The organism is Achromobacter sp. KK8 (genome assembly GCF_054188005.1).
This window is the reverse complement of record NZ_CM135178.1, coordinates 4,853,631-4,869,063: the sequence shown is the minus strand read 5'-3', so window position 1 is coordinate 4,869,063 and position 15,433 is coordinate 4,853,631. Positions and strand designations below refer to the sequence as shown.

Annotated in this window: 15 protein-coding genes; 6 read left to right on the top strand and 9 right to left on the bottom strand. The window is 66.2% G+C overall.

Annotation, left to right across the window (positions count from 1 at the left end; translation table 11 throughout):
* Window positions 1-33: 33 nt before the first annotated feature.
* On the bottom strand, window positions 34-1,557 hold the full coding sequence (pdxR, locus tag ACVN9Z_RS22575; RefSeq protein WP_409142364.1) for a MocR-like pyridoxine biosynthesis transcription factor PdxR: 1,524 nt from the start codon (window positions 1,555-1,557) through the stop codon (window positions 34-36).
* 572 nt (window positions 1,558-2,129) lie between these two features.
* Between pdxR and ACVN9Z_RS22570 the strand changes: the two genes are divergently transcribed.
* The 3 genes from ACVN9Z_RS22570 to ACVN9Z_RS22560 all read left to right on the top strand — a co-directional run bounded on the left by ACVN9Z_RS22570 (window position 2,130) and on the right by ACVN9Z_RS22560 (window position 3,956).
* Entirely contained in the window at window positions 2,130-2,678 is a 549-nt protein-coding gene (locus ACVN9Z_RS22570) for a hypothetical protein (RefSeq protein WP_458212654.1), read from the top strand.
* A 74-nt stretch (window positions 2,679-2,752) separates the two neighbouring features.
* Window positions 2,753-3,358: a hypothetical protein gene (locus tag ACVN9Z_RS22565; RefSeq protein ID WP_458212653.1), complete on the top strand. Its 606-nt coding sequence runs from the start codon at window positions 2,753-2,755 to the stop codon at window positions 3,356-3,358.
* 49 nt (window positions 3,359-3,407) lie between these two features.
* On the top strand, window positions 3,408-3,956 hold the full coding sequence (locus ACVN9Z_RS22560; RefSeq protein ID WP_458212652.1) for a hypothetical protein: 549 nt from the start codon (window positions 3,408-3,410) through the stop codon (window positions 3,954-3,956).
* 7 nt (window positions 3,957-3,963) lie between these two features.
* Here the strand turns inward: ACVN9Z_RS22560 and ACVN9Z_RS22555 are convergent, their stop codons facing one another.
* From ACVN9Z_RS22555 to ACVN9Z_RS22540, 4 genes are all read right to left on the bottom strand, one after another.
* A complete protein-coding gene (locus tag ACVN9Z_RS22555) occupies window positions 3,964-4,791 on the bottom strand; it encodes an ABC transporter permease subunit (protein ID WP_020927893.1) in 828 nt (275 codons plus the stop codon).
* Window positions 4,784-5,620, bottom strand: a complete 837-nt coding sequence (locus tag ACVN9Z_RS22550; protein WP_020927892.1) for a taurine ABC transporter ATP-binding protein — start codon at window positions 5,618-5,620, stop codon at window positions 4,784-4,786. Before ACVN9Z_RS22550 ends, ACVN9Z_RS22555 begins: the two co-directional genes overlap by 8 nt.
* A gap of 94 nt (window positions 5,621-5,714) precedes the next feature.
* On the bottom strand, window positions 5,715-6,743 hold the full coding sequence (gene tauA / locus ACVN9Z_RS22545; protein ID WP_006387208.1) for a taurine ABC transporter substrate-binding protein: 1,029 nt from the start codon (window positions 6,741-6,743) through the stop codon (window positions 5,715-5,717).
* A 259-nt stretch (window positions 6,744-7,002) separates the two neighbouring features.
* Window positions 7,003-7,854 (bottom strand): LysR family transcriptional regulator, encoded by an 852-nt coding sequence (locus ACVN9Z_RS22540; protein ID WP_026383763.1) that lies wholly within the window; start codon window positions 7,852-7,854, stop codon window positions 7,003-7,005.
* A 90-nt stretch (window positions 7,855-7,944) separates the two neighbouring features.
* Here ACVN9Z_RS22540 and ACVN9Z_RS22535 point away from each other — a divergent pair, with 90 nt between their 5' ends.
* On the top strand, window positions 7,945-8,892 hold the full coding sequence (locus tag ACVN9Z_RS22535; RefSeq protein ID WP_232254227.1) for a DMT family transporter: 948 nt from the start codon (window positions 7,945-7,947) through the stop codon (window positions 8,890-8,892).
* Window positions 8,893-8,965: 73 nt separating this feature from the next.
* Here ACVN9Z_RS22535 and folE read toward each other — a convergent pair whose 3' ends face one another.
* The 3 genes from folE to ACVN9Z_RS22520 form a co-directional block, all read right to left on the bottom strand.
* Window positions 8,966-9,511 (bottom strand): GTP cyclohydrolase I FolE, encoded by a 546-nt coding sequence (folE, locus tag ACVN9Z_RS22530; RefSeq protein WP_026383761.1) that lies wholly within the window; start codon window positions 9,509-9,511, stop codon window positions 8,966-8,968.
* A 99-nt stretch (window positions 9,512-9,610) separates the two neighbouring features.
* Window positions 9,611-10,267, bottom strand: a complete 657-nt coding sequence (locus ACVN9Z_RS22525) for a response regulator (protein WP_006387204.1) — start codon at window positions 10,265-10,267, stop codon at window positions 9,611-9,613.
* Window positions 10,264-11,682, bottom strand: a complete 1,419-nt coding sequence (locus tag ACVN9Z_RS22520) for a cache domain-containing protein (RefSeq protein ID WP_024069007.1) — start codon at window positions 11,680-11,682, stop codon at window positions 10,264-10,266. Before ACVN9Z_RS22520 ends, ACVN9Z_RS22525 begins: the two co-directional genes overlap by 4 nt.
* A 316-nt stretch (window positions 11,683-11,998) precedes the next feature.
* On the opposite strand from ACVN9Z_RS22520, the gene ACVN9Z_RS22515 reads away from it, so the two are divergent.
* Window positions 11,999-14,086: a carbon starvation CstA family protein gene (locus ACVN9Z_RS22515; protein WP_020927887.1), complete on the top strand. Its 2,088-nt coding sequence runs from the start codon at window positions 11,999-12,001 to the stop codon at window positions 14,084-14,086.
* A gap of 17 nt (window positions 14,087-14,103) precedes the next feature.
* Window positions 14,104-14,316 (top strand): YbdD/YjiX family protein, encoded by a 213-nt coding sequence (locus ACVN9Z_RS22510; RefSeq protein WP_006387201.1) that lies wholly within the window; start codon window positions 14,104-14,106, stop codon window positions 14,314-14,316.
* Between the two features lie 185 nt (window positions 14,317-14,501).
* Here ACVN9Z_RS22510 and ACVN9Z_RS22505 read toward each other — a convergent pair whose 3' ends face one another.
* Complete coding sequence (locus ACVN9Z_RS22505) at window positions 14,502-15,365, bottom strand: DMT family transporter (protein WP_006387200.1); 864 nt, start codon at window positions 15,363-15,365, stop codon at window positions 14,502-14,504.
* Window positions 15,366-15,433 lie beyond the last annotated feature (68 nt).

Sequence of the window (15,433 nt, the reverse complement as noted above, 5' to 3'; positions counted from 1 at the left end):
GATAAATGGGACTGATCTCGTCTCGGCGCCTTTTCAAGCCGCCGCTCGCAAACGGAAACGGCGCACCACCTGGGCCAGTTTCTCTATGCCCGGGCCGATATGCTCGGCGCGGATCGAGGTGAAGCCGACGCGCAGGAAGTTGCGCGGCGCGCCGCTGGCGTCCATGAAGAACACCTGGCCCGGTTCGATCACCACGCCTTCGGCCAGCGCGGCCTGCGCCAGCTCGGTGGCGTCCAGCCATGCCGGGCCTTCGAGCCAGCAGGAGGACGAGCCCGTGATGGGCACCGCGGTGAAGTCGGGCAGCGAGCGCGCCAGCGCCTGCGCCAGTTCCGCGCCGCGCTTTTGATAGGCCTGTGATTGCCGCCGCAGCAGCGAATGGTGGTGGCCCAGCGAGATGAACAGCGAGAACGCGCGCTGGATGTAGGCGGACGGATGGCGCAGCATCAGGCGGCGCAGCGCACGCAGCTCGGCGGTGAGTTCGCGCGGCGCGACGATATAGCCGATGCGCAGGCCGGGCGCGAACGACTTGGCCAGGCTGCCGACGTAGATCACGCGGCCGTCGCGGTCCAGGCTCTTGAGCGCCGGGATGGCGCCGTCGCCCCAGCGGCTTTCGCTTTCGAAATCGTCTTCGATGATCAGGCTGTCGGCCTGGCGCGCCAGCGTCAGCAGTTCCTCGCGCCGCGCCGGCGACAGGGTTACGGTGGTGGGGCACTGGTGGCCGGGCGTGACGAACACGTAGTCGCAGCCCAGCAGGTGAGTGCCGGTGCGCAGGCCCTGGTCGTCCACGGGCAGCGGCAGCAGGTGGCGCGTATGGCTGGCGAAGATGTTGCGCGCGTCGGGATAGCCGGGGTCTTCCATGCCGACCACGGTGTCCTCGTTGACCAGCAGGTCGGCCAGCAGATAGAGCGCGTGCTGGGCGCCGACGGTGATGACGATTTCCTCGGCATCGGCCCAGACGCCGCGGCGCGGCAGCACCTGGGTGCGGATCTGCTCGATCAGCGCGGGGTCGTCATGCGTGATGAGGTCGGGCGCCCAGCTGCGGATATCCAGCACCGACAGGGCCTTGATGCAGCATTCGCGCCATTCGGCGGTGGGGAACAGGTCCTGGTCGAACTGGCCGTAGACGAAGGGGTAGGGCTGTTTCTGCCAGTCGCGCGGCTTGACGATGTTGCGCTGGCGGCTGGGGCGAAAGCGCAGCCGCTCGTCCCAGCGCACGTGGTCGGCGGATGGCGCCGCATCCGCTTGCGCCGCGGGCGGCGCGGCGCGTCCTTCCAGCACGCCGTCATGGACAAAATGGCCGCTGCGCTCGCGCGATTCCAGGTAACCCTCGCTGACCAGCTGCTGGTAGGCGAACACGACGGTGTTGCGGGCGATGCGCAACTGGTCCGCCAGATAGCGGCTGGACGGCACCGGCGCGCCCGGCGGCAGGTGACCGCTGAGGATCGCCGACACCAGCATCTGCCGCACCCGGCCCTGCAGGCTGAGGTTGGGGGCGCTTTCCCGTTCGAACAGGCGTTCCCACAACACAGGCTTGAGCATCGAGGCCTGGCTGGACATGGCGGCTCCTTGTAGTGGCGGCGCGTCCCGGCCGGCGCGGGCGCGAAGGCCGGGGCGACACCAGGGACAGAGTCCCAGGATAGAGGAGCGGCGGCGGCCGAAGGAATGCGGGATTGCCCTGCCGGCGCACGCCATTGGCGCGCGGCAGGCAGGAAATGGAACGGTTTGCCGTGGGTGTCGGACGGTTTTCGCCGGGACGGAATGCGGGCGCGGCGTCGTTGCCAAGGTTTCGTCACCGCGCCTTAAATACCGGGAATCGTTCACATTCATTCCAAACCGGCCAGGCCAAGCTGCGGGCTTGATCGGCTGCGGGAAAGATCTGAATAGGCATCGTGCCGATATCTAGCTAGATAATCTGCGAGACGGACGTTGGGTGAGAGCCGCAGTGTGCCAAGCACACCAGCTTTTTCGCATGTGATCGTGCCAAGTTCGTAATGCGCGCGAGTTGTCCGATTGTGACAGCGTTTTCCTTGTCACGTTGGATCTTGTCATTATTCCTTCAATTGCCTTTCGTATCCTCTCCGACCTTACGCGCTGGCTTGTGCGTGTTAGCGATTGCGAGAGGCGACGCGTTGCCAAGACTGAAAAAAATTCCAAAGAGAATCGGCGGCAGGAATGGCTTGCGGCTGATGTTTCTTTTCGGATATCTCTTCGCCTTTGGCATCCCTTTCGGATATTCCTATTTTGGCAAGCCCCCGAGCCACGAGCAAGTGCTTGAGTCGGAAGGGGTGGCACATTTTCAATACCGGATGAAGCATGGTTACATGCTTCTGATAAATGGAGATGACTACACCTGCGGCGGGCTGTATCTAAATGCGGATCCCAGTTGTTTTCATCTCGCCGAAGGCGTCGAAAGGCGCGAATTTCTGGAAGGGAAGATAGTCACTGTTCTCTGGTTCCACCAGCCCGCTCATTTGTTTGACTCCGTTAGAAGAGTGGTTGACATACGGTACGAAGGGGCCAGTCAATTGCCAGCCGGATATTTGGAGAAAAGGCTTCAATCGGAAAGGGAGAGCGCAAAGAACGACGCGCTATTTGCGTCCGTTCTGATGCTGTTCGGACTCCTGTTTTGCGAGTGGGTAGATAGGGTGAGGAGAAGAAATGGGAGCGGACCCGATTAGAGTCGCCGTGAAGGCCGTGGGTTCGTTCCTGGCCCGCTTCACCACGCCATTCCCATGCCAACTGCACAAGTTTCTTGATCCGCATTCATTTGTCCTCCAATGCCGTGAAAAAAAGGGAAATAGTGCAGAAAATTTGGCGTGTGGTTCTGCGAACGTACAGACGGAACGCGGTATTCCTCTGGATGGCCCTGCTATATACCGCATTTGTCGCATTGCCCAGCGGCTATGCCTATTTTGTCAAATTCCCTGCCGCAGCCGATCTGCATCTTTCTGAAGGCTTGGTCCAATTCAAATACGACCTTGGAAGGGGCCATGAGTTGGTGCTGAATGGTGAGGTCTATACATGCGGTGGTCCGTTTCTCAAAGCCAACACTGATTGTTTACAGATTCGGGAAGACCGCAATCGCCTTGAGGGAAAGCTGGTTTCGGTAACATGGTTTTATCAGGCCATGTACCCATTCATTGAAAGCAGAAGGATCGTCGATATCGCTTACGACGGAAAATTGCTGTTGCCGGGAGATTGTCTCGGCAAGCAGCTACGGAAAGATAGGGAAAGATCCAAACGTCTGATGCTGCTTGGTTTTGTCGTGTTTTTTTGGCGGTATTTATGCGGAATGGGTAAGGAGAAAGGAGAAAGAAAATTAGCACCCACGCAGTTAGGGAGTTATTGCGGGTATTGACGCGACAGGCGGGAAAAATAATCCCTGAACGATTGCGCGAGGCGAAGCGTTGCAGGGGCTGAAAAAAATCCTCAAGAAAATCGGCAGCAGAAACGGCGTGCGGCTGATGTTTCTCCTGGGATATCTCGTCGCTTTTGGCATTCCACTTGCTTATTCCTATCTGGCCAAGTCTCCGGGGGAGGGTGATATGCGTGTCTCGGAAGGGACGGCGCATTTTCAGTATCGGATGAAGCAGGGATACATGCTCGTTGTGGACGGGAATCATTACACCTGCGGAGGGGTATATCTCAACGCCGACCCGAGTTGTTTCAACCTGAAAGAGTGGCCTGTAAAGCGCGCCCTCTTGGAGGGGAAGCTGATTCAGGTCATCTGGTTCCGGCAAGCTGCCCATATTTTCGGCTCTGTCCGGCGGGTCGCGGATATACGGTACGACGGTGTCAGTCAGTTTTCGGCGGATTATTTGGAACAAAGGCTTCAATATGAGAGAGAAAGCTCAAAGGTCAGCGCGGCGGTCACTTTTTTCGTGATGTTGCTCGTGCTGCTTTTTTATGAGTGGATGGATAGGATAAGGATCAGAAACGAGCGCAGATTCGGTTAGGACCGCCCTAAATCCGCCCCTTCCACGGAATCGCGAATTTCTCCAGATATCGCACCAGCAGATCAAAGGCAAAAGCGAACACGCCGATCACGATGATGCCCATGATGACCGTGTCGCTGGCCAGGAACTGCGCAGCGTTCAGCACCATGAAGCCCAGGCCGCGATCCGCTGCCACCATCTCGGCGGCGACCAGCGTGGTCCAGCCCACGCCGATGCCGATGCGCATGCCGGTGAAGATCTCGGGCATGGCGGCCTTCAGGATCACGTGCCAGACGATCTGCATGCGGCTGCCGCCCATGGCGTAGGCGGCGTGGATCTGCTCGATCGACACCGAGCGCACGCCGGCGCGCGCGGCGATCGCCATGGGCGCGAAGATGGCCAGGTAGATCAACAGGATCTTGGGGAATTCGCCGATGCCGAACCAGATGATGATGAGCGGCAGATAGGCCAGCGGCGGCAGCGGGCGGTAGAACTCGATCGGCGGATCGAAGATGCCCCGGGCGTAGCGGTTCACGCCCATCAGGATGCCAACCGGAATGGCGGTGGCGCAGGCCAGGAAGAAGGCCGAGAACACCCGCGTCAGGCTGGCCATGGCGTGCTCGGCCAGGGTCGAGTTGGCCACGCCCTCGGTCATGGCCGACACGAACTTGCCGTACACCGCCTGCGGCGATGGCAGGAACAGCGGCTTGACCCAGCCGGCGTTGGTGGCCAAAAACCACAGCGCCAGCAGTGCGATGCTGGTCAGCAGGCTGATGTGGCCGCTGTAGCCGGCGCCCGGCGCGCCATACACCTTGCCCGGCGCGGCGGGCCGGCGGCCGCCCAGGCCGCTAGGCATGGACGGCCTGCGCGTCGGAGGCGGCAAGCTCGTCGCCATAGATGATGCCGAGGACTTGCTCGCGCATCGCGATGAAGTCGGGACTTGATTTGATGCCGCGGCCATCGCGCGTCTCCAGGTAGCGCCGGTTGAAGTCCGGCTGGAAGGTGTGGGTGATGCGTCCCGGGCGCGGCGACATGACGATCAGCCGCGAGCCCAGGAACAGCGCCTCTTCCACGCTATGGGTGATGAAGAAGAACATCTTGCCGGTCTGGCGCCAGATATCCAGCAGCAGCTCCTGGATGGTCTCGCGCGTGAGCGCGTCGAGCGCCGCCATCGGCTCGTCCATCAGCAGCATGGCCGGATCGCAGGTCAGGGCGCGGGCGATGCCCACGCGCTGCTGCATGCCGCCGGACAGCTGGTAGATCATGTGGCGGTGAAAGTCCTTCAGGCCCACCAGCTCCAGGTTGCGGCGCGCGCGGGCGCGGCGCGTCTCCTTGTCCACGCCCTGCAGCTTGAGGCCGAATTCGGTGTTCTCCAGCACGTTCAGCCAGGGCAGTAGCGCATGCTTCTGGAACACCACGCCGCGGTCGGCGCCAGGGCCGATGATGGGGCGTCCGCCCAGCGTGATCTCGCCGTCGGTGGGCGACAGGAAACCGGCCAGCAGGCTCAGCAGCGTGGTCTTGCCGCAGCCCGAGGCCCCCAGCGCGACGACGAATTCGCCGGGCTCGATGGTCAGGTTGACGTCCTGCAGCGCGATCACCGGTCCGCTGTCGTGCAGGCCGGGGTAGGTGACGCTGACGTGGTCCGCGCGCAGGGCCTGCGCGGCGGGCGTGGCGGGAGAGGTCATGCGAGGTCCCCTTGCATGGTGCGGCGCCCGCGGGCCAGGCGGGGGCGCCGGGACCGGACGCGGCTTGCGGCGCGCGTCCGGCGCGTGGCCGCGGCTATTTGGCGGCCGCTTTGGCGTATTGGTCGGTGACGTGGGCGCTGTAGTCGGCCAGCGCCTTGTCGATCTGCTTCTGGTCCTTCAGGAATTTCGCGCTGGCGGCGAAGGCGCGCGCCGCGCCCGATTCCTTGCCGCCGCCCAGCCATTCGGGCGAGGCCTGTTCCTGGGCGGTGGGGAAGGTCAGCAGCTTGAGCGCGGTGGCGACGTCGTCGGGCTTGCCGCCGATCAGCTTGACGATGCTCTTGACCTGCGCCGAGTCGGCGGTCCAGGCGGCGGGGTTGGCGCGATAGGCGGCGTACGACTTGGCCAGCACGGCGGTGAAGGCGGCCATGAACTTGGGGTTCTTGGCGGCCCAGGCGCGGTCGACCACCAGGCCGTCGAAGGTCGGCACGCTGGCGTGGCCGATGGCTTCGGAGTCGGCGATGACCTTGCCCGTCTTCTCGATCTCGGTCAACGCGGGCGGCCAGACGTAGGCGGCGTCGATGTCGCCGCGCTGCCAGGCGGCCACGATCTGCGGCGGCTGCATGTTCAGGATGCGCACGTCGCGCGGGTTGATCTTCCAGACCTGTTCCAGCCCCACCAGCAGGTGGAAGTGCGAGGTCGACACGAACGGCGTGGCGACGCGCTTGCCCTTCAGGTCGGCGGTGCCGTTGATGCCCGAGCCGTTGCGCGCCACCAGCGCTTCCGACTTGCCGATGTTGTCCAGGATCCAGAACAGTTGCAGGTCGACGCCGCGGGTGGCGGCCGAGGTGATGCCGGTGGAACCGAGCACGCCGACCGGCACGTTGCCCGAGGCCAGCGCGGTGGAAATGTCGCCGCCGGAGGTGAACTGGCGCCAGTCGACCTGGTAGCCGGCGTCTTTCAGGGCGGCATCGAAGCTGCCGTCGGCGATGGCGGTCAGGAAGGGGCCGACGATGAGCTGGTAGCCCACGGTCAGGCGGGTCTGGGCGTGGGCGGGCGCGGCCAGCAGGGTGGCGGCCAGGCCGGCCAGGATGCCGCGGCGGATGAGGCGGTATAACGCGTTCATGGTGATCTCCGGGAGAGAATGGGCCGCGCCCCGACGCGACCGGCTTGTGCCGGTGCGGCCTGTGGTGCCAGTTTGCCCGGATGGGGCCACAGCGCTAGGGCCAGATGCCGTATTCGATAGGAGCCAAGGGGGCTGCCCCGCCTTGGGGCGGCGGCCCGGGCGTCCTACGTCTTTCGGGGGAGAGCGGGCGGAAAAGGGTGCGAGCCGGGCGGACCCTTGCCGGCAGGTCTCGCCGTGGCCGGCGATCCCGCTCGTCGCGCTAGAGCCTGAAATGCCGCCGCAGGGTCTGTTCCAGCAGGTCGGTGGCCGGGGCGGTTTGCGCCGAGGCCGCGCGCAGCAGAACGATCTCATGCGCGGCAATGGCCGGCAGCGTGTCCAGCACCCGCATGGCGCTTGTCACCCGCGAGCGATCGATCAGGCTGACGGCCAGGCCCGACTCGACGCAGGCTTCGACCGCCTGGCTCGACGGACTGCTCAAGACCGTCCGCCAGGCCAGGCCCGCGCGATCCAGGCTGGTGGTCATTGCCTCCCGGTAGGGGCAGTGCGCCGCGTGCAGGGCCAAGGGCAGGGGATCGGGCAATGGCGTCCCCAGCCTGGCGCTTCCCGCCCACACCGGCGTGGTCCAGGCCAGTGAATGCGGGTCCGGCCGCCGGGCCATCGCTTGCGCCGCCAGCGCCAGATGCAGGCGACCGCGGCCGACCTGGTCGCGCAGCGCCAGGCTGGGCGCCGTCGTCACTTCCAGCACGACGCCCGGCCAGTCCGCGGCGAACAGTGGCAGGATGTCGCGGATGACGTGGGCCGCGTACTCGTCGGGCAGGCCCAGCTTGATACGCCCGGCAAGCGCCGTCCCCTGGATGCCGCCCAGTACCCGGTCGTGCACGCGCAGCAGCTCGGCCGTGCCGCCCAGTACGCGCTGGCCCAGGGGCGTCAGCGTCACCGACTGGTTGTCGCGCTCCAGCAGCCGGCCGCCGACCACGGCCTCCAGCCGCTGGATGTGGACGCTGACCGCCGCCGGACTGCGGTGGACGTGCTCGGCCGCGGCGCGGAATTGTCCCAGCCGGGCCACGGCATGGAACGTGCGCAGCAGGTCGATATCCAGTGATTGGTTCATGATTTCGATTTTGTGAACGAGGCGGCAAATATATTTTGATTTATTTGATTATGGCCTGGCCTTAAGGTCAAGGTCATGAGAAAACCATCGATGCCCCACCTTGCCATGCCCCGCGGGGATGCCTGCAACGCCGCCTCCGCGCCAATCGCGGTTCGGCGGACCGCCCCGGCCGCCGTGCCGCTGTTGGCGCTGGAGGCCGCGTTGGTCGTGACCTGGAGCTCGGGGTTCGTCGGCACGCGCTTTTCCATCGACCACGGCTCGGCCTTCCTGGTCGTGTTCTGGCGCTGCGTGTTGGTCGCGCTGGCGCTGTTGCCCTGGGTGGCGGGTCCGTTGCGGCGCACGCCGGCGGCGCTGCTGTTGCGCCACGCCGGCATCGGCCTGCTGGCGATGGCCGGCTACCTGGCGGGCGTCGCCAAGGGTATCGAATACGGCGTGCCGGCGGGGTTGGCCGCGCTGATCGCCGACCTCTTGCCGATCGGCACGGCGCTGCTGGGAGCCGGGCTGCTCGGCCAGCGCCTGAACAGGCGCGCCTGGCTGGGCTTGCTGCTGGGATTGCTGGGCGTGATCCTGGTCACGCGCGATGCCCTGGCCTGGGGCGGGACGCCGCTATGGACCTACGGCCTGCCGTTGCTGGGCATGCTGTCGCTGGCGCTGGCCACCCTGTGGCAGAAGCAGGCCGATTCCCCCGCGTCCATGGGGCTGCTGTCCAATCTGTGGGTGCAATGCGCGATTTCGGCGGTGGCCTTCGCCGCGCTGGCGGGCAGGGAAGGCAGCCTGCTGCCGGTTGCCAGCGCCGGGTTCGCGCTCAGCGTGCTGTGGACAGCGGCGCTGTCGACGCTGGGCGGCTACGGCCTGTATTGGATCTGCCTGCGGCGCTCGTCTCCCACCCGTGTCGCCAGCGTGCTGTACCTGAGCCCGGCGGTTACCCTGGTGTGGGCCTGGGCCATGTTCGGCGAGCCGCTGTCCTGGCTGATGCTGGTGGGCACGGCCGTGTCGGCGTGCGGCATCTGGATGGTCGTGCGGAACGAACCGCGCTAGCGCTTGCTTCGCGCGCCGACAAAAAAGCCGGCCCCGGAGGGGCCGGCCATTCCCGGGCGGCGCCAGGCGCGCTTCAGCGGATCAGGCTGAGGAACTCGGCGCGGGTCGACGGGTTGTCGTGGAATTCGCCCAGCATCACCGACGTGACCATGGACGAATTCTGCTTTTCGACGCCGCGCATCATCATGCACATGTGCTGGGCTTCGATGACCACGGCCACGCCGGCGGCGCCGGTGACGGACTGCACCGCCTCGGCCACCTGGCGGCTGAGGTTTTCCTGGATCTGCAGGCGGCGGGCGTACATCTCGACGATGCGCGCCACCTTGGACAGGCCCAGCACCTTGCCGTTGGGCAGGTAGGCCACATGCGCCTTGCCGATGAAGGGCAGCATGTGGTGCTCACAGAGCGAATACAGCTCGATGTTCTTGACCAGCACGATCTCGCGCGTGTCGGAGGTGAACAGGGCGCCGTTGACGATCTCTTCCAGGTTCTGGTTGTAGCCGCGGCACAGGTGGCGCATGGCCTTGGCCGCGCGCGCCGGCGTGTCCGCGAGGCCTTCGCGGGATGGGTCTTCCCCCAGTGCTTCGAGAATGGCGGTGTAGTGACTTTCCAATGACATGGGAACTCCTGGGGGCTGCGCGCCGGCGATGGCGATGAACACGCAAGTCTACTCCAGCGCGGGCCGGCTTCGCAGCCGGAAACCCGACGGATGGAGGGGTTATACGCCGCGGTTCTCGACCGCGTACTTGATCAGTTCGGCCTGGCCGTCGATGCCCAGCTTGCGCTTGATGTTCAGGCGATGGGTTTCGACGGTGCGCACCGACAGGCCCAGCGCCTGGGCGATCTGCTTGTTGGCGTGGCCGCTGGCGATGTGGCGCAGCACGTCGCGCTCGCGCTGGGTCAGCAGGGTGGCCGGCGCGCTGGCCTGCGACAGGCGCAGCGACACGGCGGCGCTGAAGTAGGTGCGGCCGGTCATGACAGCGTCGATGGCCGCCAGGATCTCCTGGGCCGGCTCGTCCTTGAGCAGGTAGCCGCGGGCACCGGCGCGCACCGCCTGCACCATGTATTCGGCGTTGTCGTGCATCGACAGCACCAGCACCGCGATCTGCGGATAGCGTTCATGCAGTTGCGCGGTCAGTTCCAGCCCGCCCACGCCCGGCATGTTCAGGTCCATCAGCACCAATTGCGGCAGGGTGCCGCCCAGCGGGTCCTCCGCCAGGCAGGCCTGCAGGAAGGCCAGGGCGGCGGCGGCGTTGCCGGCTTCGCCCACCACTTGCAGGTGCGGCACGGTCTCAAGGCGCAGGCGCAGGCCGTCGCGCACCAGCGGGTGGTCGTCGATCAGCAGCAGTCGGATGGGGGAGCCAGGGTCGGTCATGCGGGTCTGGAAACGTCGGGGGTGGGCGGCGGCAAGGGCAGCCAGGCCTGCAGGGTGGTGCCCTGGTCGGAGGTATGGAAACTGAGGCTGCCGGACAGCGCGGTCATGCGTTCGCGCATGTTGCGCAGGCCGATGCCGCGGCGCGGATCCTGCTGCACTTCGGCGTAGTCGAAGCCGCGGCCGTCGTCATGGATGGTCAGGCGCAGGTCGCGTTCGGTGTATGCCAGCGTCAGGTCGGCGCGGCGGGCGCCGGCGTGGCGCACGACGTTGGTCAGGGCCTCCTGGGTAACGCGGAACAGGGCGGTGGCGTAGGCGTCGGGCAGCTTGACGGGGCGGCCCTGCGTGGCCAGCCGCACCGTCAGGGGCGCCGCGCCATCCTGGCTGGCGCCGGCGAATTCCCGGCCCAGGTGCTCCAGCGCGGCCGGCAGGCCCAGGTCATCCAGCAGGGTCGGGCGCAGGTTGTGCGAGATGCGCCGCACTTCGCCCACCGCGGTATTGAGGCGATCGAGCGCGCTGCCCAATGGCGTGTCGATGTGCGCCAGCGCGCGCGGCTCGGCCCCCAGGGCCTGGCGTACCCGTTCGCGCGCGGCTTCCAGCGCCAGCTTGATCGACACCAGCACCTGGCTGATGCCATCGTGCAGCTCGCGCGACAGGCGGGCGCGTTCGTCTTCCTGCGACCGCACCAGCTGCTGCGCCATCAGCCGCAGCTTGGCGTCGGACTGACGGTGGTCGCTGATATTGAGCGCCAGGCCGCAGGCGGCCACGCCCAGGATCGAGACGGCGGCGATGCCGGCGACCCAGGCGAACATGTTGCGGATGTTGGACTGGGCGGCGGCGTCGATGTGCGCCAGGGTCTGTTCGACGTCGTCCAGGTAGATGCCGGTGCCCAGCATCCAGCCCCAGCGTTCCAGCACCACCACGTAGCCGAGCTTTTCCACCATCTGGTGGGTCGAGGGCTTTTCCCACTGGTAGTGCACCGCCTCGCCCTGGCTGCCGCCGCGGCGGGCGGCCGTCAGCAGGTTCTGGATCACCGGCTGGCCGTGGGTGTCGCGCAGGTTCCAGAGGTCGCGGCCGACCAGTTCGGGCTGGCGCGGGTGCATCAGGTTCCGCCCTTGCAGGTCGTAGACGAAGAAATAGCCGTCGTGGCCGAATTCCATCTGCGCCAGCAGCGCCAGCGCGCGCTCGCGGGCGGCGTCGCCGTCGCTGGCGTCCTGCAGCGGGGCGATGGCGCTGTAGGCCAGGCTGACATAGTGGCGCAGCTCGCTTTCCTTGCTGCCCAGCCAGGCGCTTTCCACCACCTCTTTTTCGCGCTGCGCCAGTTGCAGGCCCTGCACGTAGACGGCCACGGCAATGGCCGCCAGCGCCACCAGCAGGGGGACGGCGGCCAGCAGCAGGATTTTCAGACGCAGCTTCATCAGGGGATTTGTATCAGCGCGGATTGCGCGTGTTGCGGTGCATCAAGAGAATGGGGCCACGCAACTCATGCGGGTTTGCGGTCGATTTTACGATCGCGGCGGCAAATATGCTGCGGCGCATTCGGTAGTAATACGTAGAGGGCTTGCGTAGTTTCGCGCTTGTTGCGGCCAGGCCAAACCGAAATACTAACGCCCGCGTCGACCGGACGCCGCGCGGACGCCTGCGTCCGCCACCCTACAACAACGAGTCTGCCCACCCGCGGGACGAAAAAAGCGTTGCACGCCAAAAGCATGGCGGGAGGCAAGAGGAGCACTTATGCATACCAGCAGTAAGGGACTGGGTCAGCACCTGGTCTGGCTGGCGGTTGCGGTATTGGGCGCGTTCGCGCTCGGCACCGTGGCGCTGGCCAGGGGTGAGACCATCAACGCGCTATGGGTGGTGATCGCCGCCGTCTGCGTGTACTTGATCGCATACCGCTATTACAGCCGCTTCATCGCCAACAAGGTGTTCAGCCTTGACCCGACGCGCATGACGCCGGCCTGGAAGTACAACGACGGCCTGGACTACGTTCCGACCAACAAGCACGTGCTGTTCGGCCACCACTTCGCCGCCATCGCCGGCGCCGGCCCGCTGGTCGGCCCCGTGCTGGCCGCGCAGATGGGCTACCTGCCGGGCATGCTGTGGATCCTGGCCGGCGTGGTGTTCGCCGGCGCCGTGCAGGATTTCACCATCCTGTTCATCTCGACGCGCCGCGACGGCCGTTCGCTGGGCGACCTGGTCAAGTCCGAGCTGGGCAAGGTCCCGGGCGTGATCGCGCTGTTCGGCGCCTTCATGATCATGGTCATCATCCTGGCGGTGCTGGCGCTGATCGTGGTCAAGGCGCTGACGCACTCGCCGTGGGGCACCTTCACGGTGGCCGCCACCATTCCCATCGCGCTCTTCATGGGCGTGTACCTGCGCTACATCCGTCCGGGCAAGATCGGCGAGGTCTCCATCATCGGCTTCGTCGGCCTGATGGCGGCAATCACCTTCGGCCAGGACGTGGCCGCGCATCCGGTCATCGGCCCGATGTTCGACTTCGACGGCAAGGGCCTGACCTGGATCCTGATCATCTACGGTTTCATCGCCTCGGTGCTGCCGGTGTGGCTGCTGCTGGCCCCGCGCGACTACCTGTCGACCTTCCTGAAGATCGGCACCATCGTCGGCCTGGCCATCGGCATCGTGGTGGTCGCGCCCGAGCTGAAAATGCCGGCGCTGACGCAGTTCGTGGACGGCTCCGGTCCGGTGTGGTCGGGCAACCTGTTCCCGTTCCTGTTCATCACCATCGCCTGCGGCGCGGTGTCGGGCTTCCATGCCCTGATCTCCTCGGGCACCACGCCCAAGCTGATCGAGAACGAAACCCAGGCCCGCTACATCGGTTACGGCGGCATGCTGATGGAATCGTTCGTCGCCATCATGGCGCTGGTGGCCGCCTGCGTCATCGAGCCGGGCATCTACTACGCCATGAACAGCCCGGCCGCCGTCATCGGCACCACGCCCGACCAGGTCGCCCAGGTGGTGTCCAGCTGGGGCTTCGTGATCACCCCGGCCGACCTGGTGCAGACCGCCAAGGACGTCGGCGAAAGCACCATCATCTCGCGCGCCGGCGGCGCGCCGACGCTGGCCGTGGGCATGGCGCACATCCTGCACCAGGCCATCGGCGGCCCCAGCATGATGGCGTTCTGGTACCACTTCGCCATCCTGTTCGAGGCGCTGTTCATCCTGACGGCCGTGGACGCCGGCACCCGCGCGGGCCGCTTCATGCTGCAGGACCTGCTGGGCACCTTCGCGCCGTCGCTCAAGCGCACCGAGTCGCTGCCCGCCAACCTGATCGCCACCGGCCTGTGCGTGGCGGCCTGGGGCTATTTCCTGTACCAGGGCGTGGTCGACCCGCTGGGCGGCATCAACACGCTGTGGCCGCTGTTCGGCATCGCCAACCAGATGCTGGCCGCGATCGCGCTGACGCTGGGCACCGTGGTGCTGTTCAAGATGAAGCGCGACCGCTACGCCTGGGTCACCGTGCTGCCGACGCTGTGGCTGCTGGCGTGCACCCTGACCGCAGGCTGGCAGAAGGTGTTCCACGCCGACCCCAAGGTCAGTTTCCTGTCGCACGCGGCCAAGTACAACGCCGCCATCGCCGAAGGCAAGGTGCTGGCGCCGGCCAAGTCGCTGGCGGAAATGTCGCGCGTCGTGATGAACGACTACATCAACGCCGGCCTGTGCGCGATCTTCATGTTCGTGGTGATCAGCACGGTGCTGTTCGGCATCCGGTCGGTCATGCGCGCCCGCGCCGAGAACCAGCCGACCGCGCGCGAGACGCCCTACGAAACCCTGCCGGCCGCCGCGGCCGCCGGCGCGGACTGAGCCCGGGAGGCGCCGCCATGCTGTTTTCCAACATGACCTCGGCGGCCGGCGCCGCCGGCCGCTACCTCGGCCAGACGCTGCGCTTGATGGTCGGCGTGCCCGACTACGAGAACTACGTCGAGCACATGCGGCGCACCCACCCCGACCAGGAGCCGATGAGCTACGAGGCGTTCTTCCGCGAGCGCCAGGATGCCCGCTACGGCGGCAAGAAGCGCATCGGCTGCTGCTGAGGGGACGCGCGCCGCTTGCGGCCGCCATGCAAAAGGCGCCGGCTTTGTCCGGCGCCTTTTTCTTTGGCCAAGTGTGTCTGCCGCCCCTGTCTGCCGCCCAGGTTCCGCCGACCGCGTCTTGCCGGCAGTGGCCGCGGGCGCGGCTGCCACTGGCGAGTCGTGGCCGCCGGGGGCGGCGCCAGCGGCTAGCGCGCGTGCTTCTTGGCTCCGGCCACGCAGATCACGGCGGCCAGCGTCACCAGCAACATGCTCCAGCTGACCTGTTCGTGCAGCAGCAGCGCCGCCAGGCCCAGGCCCATGAACGGCTGGAACAACTGCAGCTGGCCCACCGCGGCGATGCCGCCCTGGGCCAGCCCGCGGTACCAGAACACGAAGCCGATCAGCATGCTGAACAGCGACACGTAGGCCAGGCTGATCCAGCCGGCCGCGCTGACATGGGCGAAGGAGGGCGGCAGGGTGAACAGCGCCAGCGGCAGCATCACCGGCAAGGACAGCACCAGGGCCCAGCTGATGACCTGCCAGCCGCCCAGCGTGCGCGACAGCTTGGCGCCTTCGGCGTAGCCCATGCCGCAGACCACGATGGCCGCCAGCATCAGCAGGTCGCCCTTGAGCGAAACAGCCAGGCCGCCCATCAAGGCGTAGCCGACCACGAAGGCCGCGCCCGCCACCGAGAACATCCAGAACGCCGGCCGCGGGCGTTCACCGCCGCGCAGCACCGCGAAAATGGCGGTGGACAGCGGCAGCAGCCCCAGGAACACGATTGAATGGGCCGAGGTGACGTGCTGCAGCGCCAGCGCCGTCAATAGCGGAAAGCCCAGCACCACGCCCAACGCCGTCAGGGCCAGCGCGGGCAATTGGGCGCGCCCAGGCCGCGGCTGGCGCAGCAGCCACAGCAGGGTCCAGCCCAGCACGGCGGCAATGGCGGCGCGGGCGCAGGTCAGGAAGATGGGGTCCAGTTCCGCTACCGCCACCCGCGTCGCGGGCAGCGAGCCCGCGAAGATCGCCACGCCGATGAAACCATTGATCCAGCCGCTTGTTGCCTTGTCCATGTACCGCTCCGGTCAAAACGCCAGTGAAGCATTTCCTGCCCGTTTTCCCTAGAGACAGTCCAGTACAA

What these genes read in the sequence shown, in the direction of transcription:
- pdxR (WP_409142364.1), bottom strand. Translation starts at nt 1,557, where the DNA reads ATGTCCAGCCAGGCCTCGATGCTCAAGCCTGTGTTGTGGGAACGCCTG.
- ACVN9Z_RS22555 (WP_020927893.1), bottom strand. Translation starts at nt 4,791, where the DNA reads ATGCCTAGCGGCCTGGGCGGCCGCCGGCCCGCCGCGCCGGGCAAGGTG.
- ACVN9Z_RS22550 (WP_020927892.1), bottom strand. Translation starts at nt 5,620, where the DNA reads ATGACCTCTCCCGCCACGCCCGCCGCGCAGGCCCTGCGCGCGGACCAC.
- tauA (WP_006387208.1), bottom strand. Translation starts at nt 6,743, where the DNA reads ATGAACGCGTTATACCGCCTCATCCGCCGCGGCATCCTGGCCGGCCTG.
- ACVN9Z_RS22540 (WP_026383763.1), bottom strand. Translation starts at nt 7,854, where the DNA reads ATGAACCAATCACTGGATATCGACCTGCTGCGCACGTTCCATGCCGTG.
- ACVN9Z_RS22535 (WP_232254227.1), top strand. Translation starts at nt 7,945, where the DNA reads ATGCCCCACCTTGCCATGCCCCGCGGGGATGCCTGCAACGCCGCCTCC.
- folE (WP_026383761.1), bottom strand. Translation starts at nt 9,511, where the DNA reads ATGTCATTGGAAAGTCACTACACCGCCATTCTCGAAGCACTGGGGGAA.
- ACVN9Z_RS22525 (WP_006387204.1), bottom strand. Translation starts at nt 10,267, where the DNA reads ATGACCGACCCTGGCTCCCCCATCCGACTGCTGCTGATCGACGACCAC.
- ACVN9Z_RS22520 (WP_024069007.1), bottom strand. Translation starts at nt 11,682, where the DNA reads ATGAAGCTGCGTCTGAAAATCCTGCTGCTGGCCGCCGTCCCCCTGCTG.
- ACVN9Z_RS22515 (WP_020927887.1), top strand. Translation starts at nt 11,999, where the DNA reads ATGCATACCAGCAGTAAGGGACTGGGTCAGCACCTGGTCTGGCTGGCG.
- ACVN9Z_RS22510 (WP_006387201.1), top strand. Translation starts at nt 14,104, where the DNA reads ATGCTGTTTTCCAACATGACCTCGGCGGCCGGCGCCGCCGGCCGCTAC.
- ACVN9Z_RS22505 (WP_006387200.1), bottom strand. Translation starts at nt 15,365, where the DNA reads ATGGACAAGGCAACAAGCGGCTGGATCAATGGTTTCATCGGCGTGGCG.